This window comes from Paeniglutamicibacter kerguelensis (assembly GCF_017876535.1).
Taxonomy (GTDB): domain Bacteria; phylum Actinomycetota; class Actinomycetes; order Actinomycetales; family Micrococcaceae; genus Paeniglutamicibacter; species Paeniglutamicibacter kerguelensis.
On record NZ_JAGIOF010000001.1, the window covers coordinates 2,887,625 to 2,903,496 of the forward strand.

Below are 15,872 nucleotides of genomic sequence, written 5' to 3' on the forward strand. Positions count from 1 at the left end.
GCACTCGGCGCGTTTGAGCCTGTCACTAGGGGCGTCAGCGTCCTAAACTAAAACCATGTTTCGGATAATGACAGTGTGCACAGGCAACATTTGCCGCTCCCCCATGGCCGAGTACATGTTGCGCACGGCACTCGACGACGCGGGAATCACCGACGTCACGGTTTCATCCGCAGGCACAAGCCACGGGGAAACGGGAGCCGCCATCGACCCGAGGGCCGCCTCCATCCTGCAATCCCACGGGATCAACCCCGAGACGCACCGGGCCGCCTCCATCGACGCGGCCCAGCTCACGGACATCGACCTGCTGCTGGCCATGGACGAAGAGCACTACACGACCATGGAACGGCTGCTGCAGGCGGTTGCGCCGGAGCAACGCCCCGCGCTTCGCATGATGCGCTCCTTCGACACATCGTTCGCCACGTCTCCGCACGACGAACAGGGCATCTACGACCCTTGGTTCGGGGACTCGGCCGATTTCCGCCTCTGCTGGCAAATGATCCACGCTGCCATTCCGGGAGTGCTCGACTACGTGCGCGCCCACACCATGCCTTCACGTGGCAACTAGCCCGGCGCTCATCCTTGGCATTGACGGTCGATCCGGTGCAGGGAAGAGCACGCTCGCGGCCGAACTGGCCACCGAACTGCGACGCCACCGCGAGGTAACCGTCTTCCACCTCGAAGACATCTACCCCGGGTGGGACGGACTTGCCGCAGGGATGGCCTCATACGTCTCCGACGTCCTGGTCCCGTTGCGCCGGGGCCGGAACGCAACTTGGAACACCTGGGATTGGGCCGCCGGCACCCCGGGGGCTCCAAGCACCCTCTCCGCCGCGCCGGTGGTCATCATCGAGGGCGTCGGGGCAGGCTGCGCCGCGGCACGGGAACTGCTCGATGCCCTGGTATGGGTCGAGGTCGCCGACGAGACCCGGAAGACGCGGGCATTGACCCGCGATGGGGAAGTCTTTGCCGCACACTGGGACCGCTGGGCGGACCAGGAAGAAACCTACCTGCGCGCCGACCCCGTCCCGGAGCATGCCCAGGTGAGGCTCGAGAACAGGGCCGACGGGAGCGCACCCGGACACACGCTGCGGGCCCTGAAGGCGCTTCCCAAGTTCTACACCCTGCTGGCCCCGGAACGGGCCGAGGCCGCGGCCAGGCAACCGGTCCACCTCAGCCTCCCGGGGAGCCCGGACACGGCAGCGCTTTTCGCGGCCCTGTACGCAAACGAGCGGCACACCGTGCTGCTCGAATCCAGCAATCTTTCCTTTGCCGACCCCCGGCAACGCAACCGCTTCAGCATCATGGCCGCGGCCGACACCGACGAAAGCGCCGTCCTGGAACACCTCCAAGGAACCGGGACGCTGCACGAGGGCACCGCCACGGCCAGGATCGCCGGCGGCTTCTTCGATTTCCTGGCGAAACAATGGGACACCGGTTCCTTCCTCCCGGCCGAGACGGAACTGCCCTTTGTGCCCGGATGGCTGGGCTACCTGGGCTACGAGCTCAAGCGCGAAACCGGCGGAAGCGATCTCCGCACGGATCCGGCCGGCCCCGGGGCCATCCCCGACGCGGCCCTGATCCGGCCCTCGCAGGTTGTCGTCCTGGACCATGGAAGCAACACCGTGCACCTGTTGTGCTCGGCGGGTTCCGATCCCGGGGCCTTTGCCGCCCGCGTCCGGGCGGCGTTGGAGGCCCTGCCCGGAAGCGCGCCGGAACCCCCGGCGTTGGCCCCGGCCCCGCGGTTCGCTGTCCGCGACAACAGGCCCGGCTACCTGGCCAAGGTCCGTGCCGCCCAGGAACAGATCCGCCAGGGCAACAGCTACGAGGTCTGCCTCACCACCTCCCTGCACTCGGCCCGGGTTGCCTGCGACCCGTGGGAGAACTACCTGCGGCTGCGTGCTGCCAACCCAGCACCGTTCGCCCACTACCTCCGCTTCGGCGACATGGCCGCGGCCAGCACCTCCCCCGAACGCTTCATGTCGATCGGCGCGGACGGCTGGATGCGCGCCGAACCCATCAAGGGCACCCGGCCGCGCGGTGCCACGCCGGAGGCGGACCAGGCGCTCAAGGCGGAGTTGGCATCCTCGCCGAAGGACCGCGCGGAGAACATCATGATCGTGGACCTGCTGCGCAACGACCTCTCGCATTTCGCGGACCCGGCAACGCTCTCGGTTTCCCGGCTCTGCGCCATTGAAACCTACGCCACCGTGCACCAGATGGTTTCAACGATCGACGCCAGGTTGCTCCCCGGCGCCTCGCGCGCCGAGGCCATCGCCGCGGCGTTCCCCGCCGGGTCCATGACCGGTGCACCGAAGATCTCGACCATGGAGATCCTCGACGGGCTCGAGGACGGCAGGGCCCGCGGGCTCTACTCGGGCGCGGTCGGCTACTTTTCGGCCACCGGGGCCACCGACCTGTCGGTGGTCATCCGCACGCTCGTGATGGTCCGTGAACCGGAGCAGGACCTGTGGAACCTCAGCCTCGGCGTCGGCGGTGCCATCACCGCGGACTCATCACCGCAGGAAGAATGGGACGAGGTCCGCACCAAGGCCTTCGGCGTGTTGTCGGCGCTGGGCTCGGTGTTCCCCGACGCATCGGACTGAACCCGGGCGGCGCATGGTTCGCCCGGGCGTCCACGGCAGGGTGTTTACTGCAGGGTGGCCGAGAGCCGTGCTACGTTGTCGATCCAGCGGCTGAGCGGCTTGCGGCTCTTCCATTCCCCCAGGGTCAGCTCCACCGATTCCGCGCGGTAGCTGTCCTGCACCCGCATGAGTTCGGCCACCATGTCCGGGCCCAGGAGCATCAGGGTGATCTCCAGGTTCAGCGAGAACGATCGTATGTCCATGTTTGAGGAGCCGAACACCGCGACCTCGTCGTCCACGGTAAAGCACTTCGAGTGCAACACGTCCGGGGCCCGGTAGCGGTAAATCCGCACCCCCGCTTTCAGCAGCACCTCGTAGTAGGACTGCTGCGCCCGGTGGACCAGGAACTGGTCCCCCTTTTCGCAGACAAAGAGTTCCACCGCCACGCCGCGCTGGGCGGCCGTGGTGATCGCGTACAGCAGCGAATCGTCGGGCACAAAATAGGGGCTGGTGATGGAGAGCCGTTCGGTTGCCGAGTAGATCAGGGTGTTGAACAGCCGGAGGTTGTTTTCGGTCTCGAAGCCGGGTCCGCTGGGCACCAGCTGGCCGATCGCCTCGCCCGCGTCCGGCGTCTCCCGGATGATGGTCTCCACGTCGGCGAGGTCCCGCATCAGGTCCTCGTCGCTTTCCTGTTCCTGCGACCAGTCCGTTGCAAAGACCACGTCCAGGCTGGTGACCAACGGCCCGCGGACCTTGGCCATGAGTTCAACCCACGCGCGGCCGCTTTTGCGGGAAGAAGCCCGCTTGTAGCCCGGTTCGATCAGGTTCTGGCTCCCGGTGAACGCCACGTGCCCGTCCACGACCACGATCTTGCGGTGGTTGCGCAGGTCCGGGCGCCGCCATTGGCGCTGGAAGGGCGCCAACGGAAGCATGCGGCGCCAGTGGATGCCGGCGTCGGTCATCCGCCGGGTCAGCGCCAGGTAGCCCTTGACCCGGATTGTCCCGAGGTGGTCGAAGAGCACACGGACCTTGACGCCACGGTCCACCGCGCGTTCCAGGGCTTCGAGGATCGGGCCCACATAGGTTTCGTCGTCGCCCATAATGTAGAACTGCACGTGGATGTAGCGTTGTGCCCTGTCGATTTCATGGCGCATCTGGACAAAGGATTCGGCGTAGCCGGTGATGAACTCGACGGCGTTTCCCTTTTGCAGAGGCAGCGCCCCGAGCGCCTTGTTGAGCGCCACGGCCGAGAGCACCCAGTCCGGGGCATCGGGCACCGCCTGGTCAGCGGCCATGTGCTGGGTGGTTTCAAGGATCGAGTCGTTGACGCGCTTTTGCCGGAGGGTGCGCCTGCGGGAGAGCTTGATGTTGGCAAAGAGCAGGTACAGCAGCAATCCGACGACCGGGAGGAAAAAGATGGCCAGAAGCCACGCCATGGCGGTTGTCGGGCGGCGGTTGCCCGGAACGATCCCGATCATGGTGATGCGGATAACGATCTCCAGGGTGACGGCGACCGACCACAGGGCTGCGCCGACGGTGAGTGCACCGCTGCCAGCATCCATGACTTCCTCCTTGCCAGAGCCGCCATCAGGCCCCCATTACCAGCGTACCTTCAGTGCCAGGTCCAGCCGGGAAATTCCGGCCCGGCCGGTGCCGGTTTCCGCCGCAGGCCCCGGTGCACCGGTAATCTTGTAGCCATGACTGCACTTGTGTTCCTTGACCCCGATTACCCCGCCGGCCGCATCGCCGATGCAATGACTCCACAGCTCTCGGTCCTGGACCAGGGTGTTACCCGCGGGGACGGGGTCTTCGAGTCCGTGCTCTACACGCGCTCGGTGGTCCGCAAGATCGACGCGCACCTGGCCCGCCTGCGGGTGTCGGCCGATACCTGCGACCTGGCGATCCCCGGCGAGGAAGCGTGGCGTGCAGCCATTGCCACGGCCGTTGAAACATTCGACGCAAGCACCCCGAGCGAAGAGGCCGTGGTGAAGCTGATCGCGACGCGAGGCACCGAGGGAACCGCCCACGGCACCTGCTGGGTCACGGTCTCCGCGGCCCCCGAGCTCGGACGCACCCAGCGCGACAGCGGGATCAGCGTGATCCTGCTGGACCGCGGCTACGATTCGACGGTCGCCGAGCGTTCGCCCTGGCTGCTGATGGGTGCCAAGACCCTTTCCTACGCCGTGAACATGGCGGCCCTGCGCCATGCCAAGAAGAACGGCGCCGACGACGTCATTTTCATCTCCAGCGACGGAATCGTCTTGGAGGGCCCGACCTCTACCGTGTTGATGGCCCACCGCGACGGTGATGTCAAGCGGCTGATCACCCCGACCCTGGAAACCGGGATCCTTCCCGGCACCACCCAGGGCGCAATCTTCGATGCGGCCAAGGCCGCCGGCTGGGTGCTGGGCTACGGCCCGCTGACCCCCGAAAACCTCATGGACGCCGAAGCGGTCTGGCTGGTCTCCAGCGTGCGCCTGCTGACACCGGTGAACTCCATCGACGGCGTCGGCGTTGCCCGCGATGCGGAACTCCACGCGGAGCTCACCGCAATGGTCGATTCGATCGGCTAGGGCCGGGCATGCATCGCGAAGTGCGGGAGATCCCGGCATGAGCAAGGGATTCGCGGTGGTTCCCGCCGCATACGTGCTGTTTCTTCGCGGCGACCGGGTCCTGCTGCAATTGCGGCAAAACACCGGTTTCATGGACGGGCATTGGGCCTGCGCCGCAGCAGGGCACGTGGAGGCCGGGGAATCGGCCGCCGACGCCGCAGTACGGGAAGCCATGGAAGAAATCGGCGTTTCCATCAACCCGGATGCACTCACCCCGCTGACCACCCTGCACAGGACCAACGGCGGGACCAGGCTGTTGGACCAGCGCGTAGATTTCTTCTTCTCGTGCGACCGGTGGTCGGGCGACCCAGTCATCCGGGAACCGGAGAAATGTGCGGACCTGCGGTGGTTTGAACTGGCCGACCTTCCTGGGCCGATGCCTCCCCATGAGCGTTACGTGCTCGAGGGATTGCGCGAGGGAACACTCGCACCGATCGCATCGCTCGGATTCGACGCCTAGTTTCCCGCATCGCGGCATCGCGGCCCGGCGGAACCGGACGGCCGAATCAACAGGGGGCCTTGTCCCGGGAATGAAACCATGCCCGGGACAAGGCCCCCTGTTGGTGGAACCGCTTGCGCGTTTTAGGCCCAGACCAGATTCCAGGTTCCCGCGAGCACCGCACCGAGCGTCGCCGCGGCACCGAGCAACAGCCCGAAGAGCACTATCCAGAGGTCCCGCGCGGTGAAGAGCGAGTCGCGCACCCAGGTCCGTGCGGAGGTGCCGAATCCCTTGGCTTCCATCGTCACGGCGAGGCGTGAGGCGCGCCGGATCGCCTGTACCAGCAGCCCGAAGACCTGGCCCAGGTTCGCCCGCACGCGTTGGCCGAGTGAACCCCGGCTTCCTACTCCGCGGGCCCTCCGAGCCATGCCCAGGGTGGTCCATTCCTCGATGAGCAAGCCAAGCAGCCGCATGCCGGCCAGCGCCCCGAGGACAAAGCGGTGTGGAAGTCTCGCTTTTTGCGCCAAGGCGTTGGCAAGGTCGGTGGGGTCGGTGGTGAACAGCACCAGCACGGCCGGCACGGCGACGGCGAAGGCACGCAGCCCGGTCGCGGCACCCGCCGCGGCCGAGCCCTCGGTGATAGTGAAGATCCCCAGGTTCAGCAGCACGTCCCCGGAATCGTTGCCCACCAGGGCCGTGCCCCAGGCGGCGAAGAGGGCGGCCAGCAGCAGCGGCCACGCCCTGGAGAGGAACCGCCCCAGGGAAAGCCCCGCCAACGGCAGGACCAGTACCGTCACCAGCACCACCAACCCGCTGCTGACCCAGTCCATGCTGGCAACCAGCGGAATGGTCGCCAGTCCCACGGCCAGCAGCTTCGCCAGGGGGTTTGCCCTGCCCAGGAAACTGGCACCGCCGCGCGCATCGGCCTCAAGCAGACCGGTCCGGCTTTCGGTTTCACCGGCTTTCCGGGGTTCGGCGCTGATGAAGAATTCCTCGGCGCCCAACGCCCTGGCAAAGTCGACGTCGTGGGTCACCGCAATGATTGCCGTGCCGCGGGCCAACTCCTCGCGCAACAGCATGGCAAGCTCCCGCCATGTGTTTGCGTCCTGGCCGAAGGTCGGCTCGTCGAGGATCAGGATCGCCGGGCTGGAGGCCAGGACCGTGGCCACCGACAACCGCCGTTTTTCCCCGCCCGAAAGGGTGAACGGGTTGGCTTCGGCCAGGTGTTCGAGCCGGAGCCGCAGCAAGAGTTCATCGACCCGTTGCTCGATGGACTCGGCGTCGAAGAGCGGTTCCTTGGTCCCGGGTTTCACGGCAAGCCGTGGACCGAAGGCCAGTTCCTCGCGGACCGTGGCGGCCACGAACTGGTGCTCCGGCTCCTGGAAGACCGAACCGATGCGGCCGACCAGCTCGGTTGCACGCCAATTGTAGGGGCGTGCTTCGGTGCCGTCGGCGAGCTCCCCGGTGGCCATCAGGCTGCCCGAGGCCTGGGGCAGGAGCCCGCCCAGGGTCAGCGCAAACGTCGACTTGCCAGCCCCGTTGGCCCCGCGGATGCACCAGGAGTTGCCGCCGGTGATTCGGAGGTCCAGGTTGCCGGCGGCAACCGTTCCGCCCTTTTTCCGGGTGACCGACAGGTCCTTGGCCTCCAGCAAAACGGGGCCGTTCTCCGGGACCGGATCGATGGCCTCGATCGTGGGCGAGTACCCGGGCACCCAGACGCCCGCCGAGATGAGTTCATCGCGCACCTGGCCCGGCGCAAAGAGCAGCTCGGGGCTCCCGTCATGCGCCACTCCTCCTCCGGGTTCCAGCACGATGACCCTGTCCATGTACGGTGCCCAGGCGTCGAGGCGGTGTTCGACGATCAGCAGCGTTGCCCCGGTGGAGTCCAGAGCCTTGATGACCGCATCGCGGACCTCAAGGACCCCGGCCGGGTCAAGGTTTGCCGTGGGTTCGTCAAGCAGCACAAGGCCCGGTCCCATGGCAAGGATTCCGGCAAGCGCCAGGCGTTGTTTTTGCCCGCCCGAAAGTGCGCCCGTCGGGTGGTCCAGCGGGACATCCAGGCCGACCGCGTCGAGCGCCTCGACAACCCGCCGCTGGATCTCTGCCGGCGGCACCGACAGGTTCTCGGCTCCAAAGGCCACGTCGTCACCGACCCTGGCCTGGACCACTTGGGTTTCGGGGTCTTGTTGCATGAGCCCCACCATGCCGCGGCCCTCGGACGCTGGTTGGCCATCGAGCAGGAGTTCCCCGGAGGAGTATGCTTCGTCGTCTTCGTGAAGGACCCCGGCCAGGGCATAGAGGAGCGTGGACTTGCCGGCACCGGAAGCGCCGGCCAACAGCACGCGTTGCCCCGCGTGAATTTCCAGGTCGAGTCCCCACAGGGCCGGGTTGCTCCGGTCTGCGTGGCGCCACCCCCAGTCCTTGGCGGTGACCGACACGGCCGCAGCATGCTTGTTCGGCAGCGGGGTGCCGGATCCGTGGCGCAGCGTTGAAGGGGTGTTCATGGATTCGGGACCTTCCTAGCCGAACGTTGGTTCGGTTGCCGCCTTGCGGCTGGCCAAGGCGCCCAGCGCACCGGTCTTGGCCAGGGCACGGGTGGCGTAGAAGGACAGCAGGCCTGCAATGACCATGCCGGAGATGGTCATGAAGGCAACGTACGTCAGCTGCATGGCCATGGTGTATTCGGGGAACCAGCGGAAGATAAAGGCGTCGTTGATGCCGCCGAACAGGCCCGCCATGGCGCCGGCCAGCAGTGCCACGGGCAGGTTCCAGCGGCGGTAGCGGAACGCGGCAAAGACGGCTTCGGCGCCCAGGCCCTGGACCAGTCCGGAAGCCAATACCGTCAAGCCGAATTCGGAACCCAGCAGCGCGCTCACCATTGCGGCGACAAGTTCGCAGAAGAGTGCGGCTCCGGGTTTGCGGATAATGAGTGCACCCAGTACCGCGGGGAACAGCCACATGCCCGCCAGCAGTGCGGAGGACGGCGGGAAGGCCAGGAACAAGACGTCGAATACGTGGTGGGTGTTGTTCCAGGCCCAGAAGATGACGCCCGAGGAAACTGCGATGACCGCGGCAATGACAATGTCGACGACACGCCAGGCGTTGGTCTTGGGTGCTGTGGTGTTTCGGCCGTTGCGGCCTTCGATGGTGCTCATGATGGTGATCCTCCTTGGATACAAGGAGGGGAGGGAATGCGATTTCTCAGCGCACCCCTGAGAACTCGACTTCCTTCGCCGGTACTAGCCGGGGCAGGTTCGAGGGTCTGCGGCTTTCCGCACTCTCAGCGCCTTGGCACGGACTAAACCGTGCGGCGCTCCCCTGTCGTGATTGTTTCAGTCCTGCCATGCTACCGCAGGCTATGCTGGGGAAGGTACCGTTGCCGCAACACATTGGGAGCACTCGTGAACCGCATGATGAAACTTCTTGGCCCCTTGATCTCCATCGCCGCAGGATTCGTCGGCGGGAAGATCGTCGACAAGCTGTGGGTCGGGTTTACCGGCCAGCAGCCTCCAAAGCACGGAAACAAGGAAGCCCAAGCGGAAGCCACAATGCGCCAGGCAATCGCGTTTGCCCTGCTTTCGGCCATCACCGCGGCGCTGATCCAGGTGCTCACCGACCGCGGCACACAGAAGGCAATTGCGAAGTTCACCAAGAGCTCGTAACTTAGTGACTTCTAGGACCCGAAGATTCTTCTTCGGGTCCTTTTCGTTGTGTCCCCGTCGGCGGACGCTAATCCATGAAGTCGGTGCGGTCCGAACCCGGATGCCCACCGCGCTCTTGGCTTTCGCGTTTTCCTGCCGCATCAACGACCTTGGCCAGCTCGTCGGTGACCAGAGTGTCGCGCTTGAGGTGGCGGGTGCGGTAGCCGGCGCGGCCAACCATGTGGGCCGAGACCGGCGCGGTGAGCAGCTGGACGATCCAGGCCAACAGCAACACCGGGACAACCGCCCAGCTGCGAAGCTCCAGGCCCAGCGCGGAAAGCAACAGGAACAGGCCCAACACCTGGGGCTTGGTCGCCGCGTGCATGCGTGAAAGCAGGTCCGGGAAGCGGAGCATGCCGATGCCCGCGGCGAGGGACATGAGGCAGCCCAAGATCATGAAAACGCCGGCAACAATGTCGATGATCGTGTCGTTCATCAGGCGTTCCTCCGGTCCGTGACATAGCGGGAAACCGTGACCGAGCCAATGAACCCCACGAGGCAGGCCAGGACCACGAACACGAGGTTGTTGGTGTGCTTGTTCACCGTCATCTCAAGGCACAGCGCCGCCGAAACGATCAGCAGCAACACATCGGTGGCGATGACCCGCTCGAGGATCGAGGGTCCCTTGACCAGGCGGATGATGGCCAGGAAGGCGGATACCGAAAGAATCGTCCCGCAAATCCACAAAACTACACTCATGGCGTCCCTTCCGTGCCCATGGCGGCGTCGTTCGATTCGGCGTTCAATGCGGCCAGCTCGTCCTTGCTGCCCATCATGCGGATCAGCCTCGCCTCGAGGTCCAGCACATCGGCGCGCGCCTTCTCGACGCCGGTCTGGTCCTTGATGTTCAGCACGTGCAGGTAGAGCGTGGAGGAGCGCCTGTCGACCTCCACCACAAAGGACCCCGGCACCAGCGTCAGGGCGTGTCCCACCGCGGTGACCAAGAGGTCCGATTCGGTGCGCAGCGACACGGCAACCACGGCGCTCTTGGTCTTCGGCCCGCGGAACACCGCAAGGTACATGACCTCGAAGCTTGCACGCACCACGTCCCACAGGAACGCCACCGTAAAGGTGAAGGCCCGCAGCACGTTGAAGCGGCCCGAAAGGATCACCGGCGGCAGCTGGAAGAGATTGACGACGATCAGCGAAAGCAACAGCCCGAACACCAGGTTCCCGGGTGCAAAGTCCTGCCACAGCGCACCCCACACCAGGACCATCCAGACCAGCAGCGGGAGTTCCTGGCGCAGCGTGGCGCGTTGGCGCTTGCCGCTTTCGTTCTTGGCATCGCTCAGGCGCTGCTGCGGACTCATTGCGAGACCTCCGTCGTAGACCCGAGCACTGCCTCGATGTAGTTGCCGTTGTCCATGATCTGGGCCGCGGCCCTGTCGCTGAACTCAAAGATCGGTCCGGCCAGCACTGTCAGCGCCAGGCCCACCAGGACCAGCACCGCCGTCATGGCGACCATGCCGTTGGGCAGCAGCGCGGTGTCGCCCCGGTCGCTGTAGCGGCTTGCGGGCTCGTCGGCGACGATGTCGTAGGTCTCCCCGCGGGCGCCGTGCACGCCGACCAGCAGCAACGGGTCCGGGTCGGTCGCGTCCTCGGCCTTGCGCCAGAACGCCCTGTTCCACACGCGGGCGACGGCCAGCAGCGTCAGCAGCGAGGTGAGCAGCGAAACGCCGATCAACACCCAGGCCAACGGAGTGCCCAGCTCGGCGCCGCCCTGGACCAGCCCCAGCTTGCCCAGGAAGCCGGAGAACGGCGGGATGCCGCCGAGGTTCATGGCCGGGATGAAGAAGAGCAGGGCCAGCACCGGGGAGATCTTGGCAAGCGAACCCAGGCGGTCGATGTTCGAGGTGCCACCGCGGCGCTCGATCAGCCCGACCACCAGGAAGAGGGACGTCTGGACGACGATGTGGTGCGCCACGTAGTAGATCGTTGCGGCCATGCCCAGCTGGTTGCCCAGGGAGACGCCGAAGATCAGGAAGCCGATGTGGCTGGTCAGCGTGAAGGAGAGCATTCGCTTGATGTCCGTCTGCGCCACGGCGCCCAGGATCCCCACCAGCATGGTGAGCCCGGCCGCGACCATCAGCAGCGTCGAAAGCTCGTTCCCGGGGAACAGCAGCGTCTCGGTGCGGATGATCGCGTACACGCCGACCTTCGTCAGCAGCCCCGCGAACACCGCGGTCACCGGGGCCGGGGCCGTCGGGTAGGAGTCCGGAAGCCAGAAGGACAGCGGGAACACCGCGGCCTTGATGCCGAAGGCGACAAGCAGCATCACGTGCAGCACCATCTGGGTCCCCTCGGAAACCTGCGGCAGCTTCACCGCCAGGTCTGCCATGTTCACGGTGCCGGCGGCCGCGTAGATCATCGCGATGGCGATCAGGAACAGCAGCGAGGAGGCCACGGAGACCACCACGTAGGTGGTGCCGGCGCGGATGCGCGCGTTGGTCCCGCCCAGGGTCAGCAGCACGTATGAGGCGGTGAGCAGGATCTCGAAGCCCACGTAGAGGTTGAACAGGTCACCGGCCAGGAAAGCGTTCGAGACGCCGGCGACCAGGATCAGGTAGGCCGGGTGGAAGATCGAAACGGGCCCGTCCTCGTCGCCGTCAGCCATGCCCTGGCTGGTGGCGTAGAGCAACACGGCAAGCGAGACGATGGTGGAGACCACCAGCATGAACGCGGAGAACCCGTCGACCACCATGGAGATGCCGAAGGGAGGCGCCCAGCCGCCCAGGGTGACGGAGTACGTCCCCCCGTTCCAGACGGTGGCGAGCATCCAGGACTCAAGCACCAGTGTGAAGACCAGCACCCCGATGGTGACAAGCCGCTGCGAACGCTTGTGGCGGCGCAGGATGAAGGCCAGTGCGGCGCCGAAGATCGGCAGCGCGACGGCAAGCGGTGCAAAGGACACCGCGGTGAGCGGGGCATCGATCATGCGCGGGCCTCCCCCGGGTCGGTGTTCGTGTTGGTCTTGGATGCCGGGACGGATTCGTCGCCGTCGAATTCGGTGGTGTCCTCGGGGACCGGCGAGTCTTCCTCGAAGTCGAAGGGCGACTGCTGGGACACGCGCAAGTCTTCGTCGTCGTCCGCGACGACGTCGGCCCGGGAGATGACCCAAGACCTGTAGATGATGCCGAGCATGAACGCCGTCACCGCGAACGTGATGACGATCGCCGTGAGGATCAGCGCCTGCGGCAGCGGGTCGGAATACTCCGCCGGGTCGGTGCCCGACGCGTAGAGCGGGGCCAGCCCGCGGCGCCCGCCGGTGGAAAGCAGCAGCAGGTTCACCCCGTTGCCCAGCAGCACGATGCCCAGCAGCACCCGGGTCAGGCTGCGTTCAAGCAGCAGGTAGATGCCCACCGCAAAGAGCACGCCCATCACTATGAGCAATGTGACATTGGTACTCATCGTCCCACTCCCGTGTCGGCGTCTGAAACTTGGTCGTGCAGGTCGGTGGGGCTGCGGCCCTCGGAGCGCTCGTCGATTTCCGAGCCGAGCGAGCGCAGCACGTCGATGACCAGCCCGATGACCACCATGTACACCCCGATGTCGAAGATCGTTGAGGTCACGAACTTGTGCGTGCCAAAGAGCGGCAGCGTGAACTCGAAGGCGGCGGAGGTGAACATCTGCAGCCCGAAGAGCAGCGGGGCCACGGCCGTCAGCGAGGCCAGGCCCAGCCCGACGCCCATCATGGTGCCGGGGCTGATCGGGGTCGATTCGGCAAGCTCCACGCGCCCGCCGGCCAGGTAGCGCATGGTCAGCGCCAGGCCGGCCAGCAGGCCGCCGGCAAAGCCGCCGCCCGGGGTGTTGTGCCCGGTGAGCAGGAGGTACAGCGAGGCCAGCAGGATGGTGTGGAAGAGCAGCCGGGTGACGACCTCGAAGGTGATCGAGCGGCGTTCCGGGGCCAGCGTGTGGCCGGCGACCAGCCACGAGTCGCGCGGGGAACTTGCGAAGTTCCGGGCCACTGCCAGTCCGGCCTTGCTCCCCCCGTGGCTCCCGATGGCCTCGGAGCCGAGGTCGACCGAACCCGTGGCGACTGCCGAGGCCCGCAGGCGCGAGTCCCCGCGGCCGCGGACGAAGATCAGCGAGGCGACGCCCGTGGCGGCGGCGGCCAGCACCGTGATTTCGCCGAAGGTGTCCCAGGCGCGCATATCCACCAGCGTCACGTTCACGATGTTCTTGCCGGCGCCGCCGGTGTAGGCCAGCTCCGGGTAGGCCAGCGAGATCGGCTCGGCGATGCGCGAGGCCATGGCGGTGGCGGCGATGTACACCATCGAGGCGCCGAAGCCGATGCCGATCAGGGCCCGGCCCAGCCGGTGCCCCGTGGGGTTCTTGGCCCAGATCTCGACGGGCAGCGCGCGCAGCGCCAGCACAAAGGCGACAAGCACGATGGTCTCGACCAGCAGCTGGGTGACGGCGAGGTCCGGGGCTCCCTGCAGGGCGAAGACCGCGGCCATGCCGTAGCCGGTGACCGAGACCATGAGCACGGCCAGGAAGCGGCGGTCCGCCTGCAGCGCGCCGATGGCTCCGATGATGATGATCAGCCCGATCACCAGCTGGGCCGGGGAATCGAAGGCGATGAAGTTGCCCGGCGCCGGCGTGGTGAACCAGACCGAGACGAACGTCGGGACCACCAGCGCCACGGTCAGGATCACGACCAGGTAGAAGGAAAGCGAGCCTCGCTGGGTGCGGCCGGTGAGCCAGATCGCGAGGTTGTCCACGCCATTGACCAGGTGCTTGTAGTCGCGGTCCGCATCCAGCAGCGCGGGGACCCTGGACTGGACGGCAAAGACCTTTTCGCGGGCCAGGAACAGCGCGGTGCCGACGAGCATCGTCAGGGCGCTCAACCCCAGGGCCGGGGTGAATCCGTGCCAGAGGCCCAGGTGGATCGGGTGCTCGGCGGCCGGGAAGAGGCCCACGTAGGGGTCGATGATGTCTTCCAGCACCCCGGGCACCCAGGCGAAGGCCACCGTGGCAAAGGTGAGCACCAGCAGCGGGGCCAGGAACAGCGCCGGGACCTTGGGGAAGGGAGTGGGAGCAAGTCCCTGCTTGGTGGCGAATCCGCCCCAGAGGAAGCGCGCGGAATAGGCGAAGGTCATGATCGTGCCGAGCACCACGCCGACCAGCAGCAGCGTGCCCGGGGTTCCGTTGGTGCCCGCGTAGTCGAGCAGCGCCTCGTAGACCGATTCCTTGGCGACAAAGCCGAACAGGGGCGCTATGCCGGCCATGGAGGCGGCGGCTATGGCCGCGACGGCAAAGAGCAGCGGGGAGCTCCTGTAGAGCCCGGAGAGCTGGTGCAGGTCGCGGGTTCCCGCCTTGTGGTCGATGATGCCGACCACCAGGAAGAGCGTCGCCTTGAAGAATCCGTGCGCCAGCATCATGGCCATGCCCGCCAGCGCCGCATTCGCGTCGCCGAGCCCCATGATCAGGATCAGGAAGCCAAGCTGGGAGACGGTTCCGTAGGCCAGCACCAGCTTCAGGTCATGCTGTTTCAGGGCGCGCCAGCCGCCGATCAGCAGTGTCGCCAGGCCAAGGCCCAGCAGCATCGGCTCCCAGAAGGCTGTCTGGTTGAAGCCGGGGGCCAGGCGTGCCACCAGGTAGACGCCGGCCTTGACCATTGCGGCGGCGTGCAGGTAGGCCGAGACCGGGGTGGGCGCGGCCATGGCCCCGGGGAGCCAGAAGTGGAAGGGCACCAGGGCCGACTTGGACACGGCGCCGACCAGGACCAGAAGGATCGCCACGTCGATGAACGTGCCCATCGAGACGAGTTCGGGGGCCATGGCCATGATCTCGGAGATGCGGTAGGTTCCTGCGGCTTGGCCCAGCATGACCAGGCCCACGAGCATGGTCAACCCGCCGAAGGTGGTGACGATCAGCGCGGTCAGCGCCGAACGCCGGGCACTCATGCGGGTGCGGTTGAAGCCGATCAGCAGGTACGAAAGGACCGTTGTCAGTTCCCAGAAGATGAACATCAGGATCAAGTCGTCGGCGATCACCAAGCCGAACATGGCGCCGGCGAAGGCCAGCAGCTGGGCACCGAAAGTGCCGATGTTCGCGTCTTCGCTCTTGAAGTACCTGGCGCAGTAGAACAGCACCAGGGCCCCGACGCCCAGAACCAGCAGGCAGAGGATCGCGGAGAGCGCATCCATACGGAAATCCAATTGGACGTCCAACGGCCCGATCCACGCATAAAGCTCGGACGGCGGCGCATTCGGGAGCCCGCTAGCCTCGGTTTGTTGTGAGTTGGTGAATGACGGGAAGTTGCTCAAAAGCCACACGAAGGCGATGGCCGGAACGGCCGCCAGGATGTAGAACGTTGAACGACCCAGTTTCCGGAAAACAAGCGGAGCGATGCCGGCCACGGCAAAGAGCGCAAACAGGACGAGGAGCACAGTATCTCCTGAGGTCGGCGCGGCCAGAGTCCTGGCAACAAATGGTCAAGGTCAGGGGTTCCAGCCTACCAGCCGGGGAGCCGTCCGCCCTCGCCGCCCGGCGGCACGGATCCGCGTTTTACCTGCGGGAATTCTCCGGGCCCCGC

The 15,872-nt window shown here is 66.3% G+C and carries 14 protein-coding genes and 1 riboswitch; of the genes, 5 read left to right on the forward strand and 9 right to left on the reverse strand.

The window, feature by feature from the left end; translation table 11 throughout:
* Positions 1 to 67 precede the first annotated feature (67 nt).
* On the forward strand, positions 68 to 565 hold the full coding sequence (locus tag JOF47_RS13290) for a low molecular weight protein-tyrosine-phosphatase (protein ID WP_245356363.1): 498 nt from the start codon (positions 68 to 70) through the stop codon (positions 563 to 565).
* The gene (locus JOF47_RS13295; protein WP_209999309.1) at positions 555 to 2,603 is read left to right on the forward strand and encodes a chorismate-binding protein; all 2,049 of its coding nucleotides are present in this window, start codon (positions 555 to 557) and stop codon (positions 2,601 to 2,603) included. Before JOF47_RS13290 ends, JOF47_RS13295 begins: the two co-directional genes overlap by 11 nt.
* A gap of 44 nt (positions 2,604 to 2,647) precedes the next feature.
* On the opposite strand, the gene cls is transcribed toward JOF47_RS13295, so the two are convergent.
* Entirely contained in the window at positions 2,648 to 4,144 is a 1,497-nt protein-coding gene (cls, locus tag JOF47_RS13300; RefSeq protein ID WP_209999325.1) for a cardiolipin synthase, read from the reverse strand.
* Positions 4,145 to 4,279: 135 nt separating this feature from the next.
* Between cls and JOF47_RS13305 the strand changes: the two genes are divergently transcribed.
* Both JOF47_RS13305 and JOF47_RS13310 read left to right on the forward strand, forming a co-directional pair.
* Positions 4,280 to 5,155, forward strand: coding sequence for an aminodeoxychorismate lyase (locus JOF47_RS13305; protein WP_209999328.1), 876 nt, complete (start codon positions 4,280 to 4,282; stop codon positions 5,153 to 5,155).
* A gap of 37 nt (positions 5,156 to 5,192) precedes the next feature.
* Positions 5,193 to 5,654 carry an NUDIX hydrolase gene (locus JOF47_RS13310; protein ID WP_209999330.1) on the forward strand — a complete coding sequence of 154 codons (462 nt, stop codon included), beginning with the start codon at positions 5,193 to 5,195 and terminating at the stop codon, positions 5,652 to 5,654.
* A 122-nt stretch (positions 5,655 to 5,776) separates the two neighbouring features.
* On the opposite strand, the gene JOF47_RS22360 is transcribed toward JOF47_RS13310, so the two are convergent.
* Together JOF47_RS22360 and JOF47_RS13320 are read right to left on the reverse strand one after the other, a co-directional pair.
* The gene (locus tag JOF47_RS22360; RefSeq protein ID WP_209999332.1) at positions 5,777 to 8,137 is read right to left on the reverse strand and encodes an ATP-binding cassette domain-containing protein; all 2,361 of its coding nucleotides are present in this window, start codon (positions 8,135 to 8,137) and stop codon (positions 5,777 to 5,779) included.
* Positions 8,138 to 8,152: 15 nt separating this feature from the next.
* Positions 8,153 to 8,788, reverse strand: a complete 636-nt coding sequence (locus tag JOF47_RS13320) for an ECF transporter S component (RefSeq protein WP_209999341.1) — start codon at positions 8,786 to 8,788, stop codon at positions 8,153 to 8,155.
* Between the two features lie 53 nt (positions 8,789 to 8,841).
* Positions 8,842 to 8,963, reverse strand: a riboswitch (TPP riboswitch).
* 80 nt (positions 8,964 to 9,043) lie between these two features.
* On the opposite strand from JOF47_RS13320, the gene JOF47_RS13325 reads away from it, so the two are divergent.
* On the forward strand, positions 9,044 to 9,295 hold the full coding sequence (locus tag JOF47_RS13325; RefSeq protein ID WP_245356364.1) for a DUF4235 domain-containing protein: 252 nt from the start codon (positions 9,044 to 9,046) through the stop codon (positions 9,293 to 9,295).
* Positions 9,296 to 9,362: 67 nt separating this feature from the next.
* Here the strand turns inward: JOF47_RS13325 and mnhG are convergent, their stop codons facing one another.
* Genes mnhG through JOF47_RS13355 form a run of 6 tightly spaced genes read right to left on the reverse strand, consistent with a single transcriptional unit; the run spans position 9,363 to position 15,726 of the window.
* A complete protein-coding gene (mnhG, locus tag JOF47_RS13330; RefSeq protein WP_209999343.1) occupies positions 9,363 to 9,770 on the reverse strand; it encodes a monovalent cation/H(+) antiporter subunit G in 408 nt (135 codons plus the stop codon).
* Positions 9,770 to 10,033: an MrpF/PhaF family protein gene (locus JOF47_RS13335; protein WP_209999345.1), complete on the reverse strand. Its 264-nt coding sequence runs from the start codon at positions 10,031 to 10,033 to the stop codon at positions 9,770 to 9,772. Before JOF47_RS13335 ends, mnhG begins: the two co-directional genes overlap by 1 nt.
* Positions 10,030 to 10,644: a Na+/H+ antiporter subunit E gene (locus tag JOF47_RS13340; protein WP_209999347.1), complete on the reverse strand. Its 615-nt coding sequence runs from the start codon at positions 10,642 to 10,644 to the stop codon at positions 10,030 to 10,032. The genes JOF47_RS13335 and JOF47_RS13340 overlap by 4 nt, the downstream gene beginning before the upstream one ends.
* Positions 10,641 to 12,269, reverse strand: coding sequence for a Na+/H+ antiporter subunit D (locus JOF47_RS13345; RefSeq protein WP_209999348.1), 1,629 nt, complete (start codon positions 12,267 to 12,269; stop codon positions 10,641 to 10,643). The genes JOF47_RS13340 and JOF47_RS13345 overlap by 4 nt, the downstream gene beginning before the upstream one ends.
* Positions 12,266 to 12,742: a Na(+)/H(+) antiporter subunit C gene (locus tag JOF47_RS13350; protein WP_209999349.1), complete on the reverse strand. Its 477-nt coding sequence runs from the start codon at positions 12,740 to 12,742 to the stop codon at positions 12,266 to 12,268. Before JOF47_RS13350 ends, JOF47_RS13345 begins: the two co-directional genes overlap by 4 nt.
* On the reverse strand, positions 12,739 to 15,726 hold the full coding sequence (locus JOF47_RS13355; RefSeq protein WP_209999350.1) for a Na+/H+ antiporter subunit A: 2,988 nt from the start codon (positions 15,724 to 15,726) through the stop codon (positions 12,739 to 12,741). Before JOF47_RS13355 ends, JOF47_RS13350 begins: the two co-directional genes overlap by 4 nt.
* Between the last annotated feature and the right edge of the window lie 146 nt (positions 15,727 to 15,872).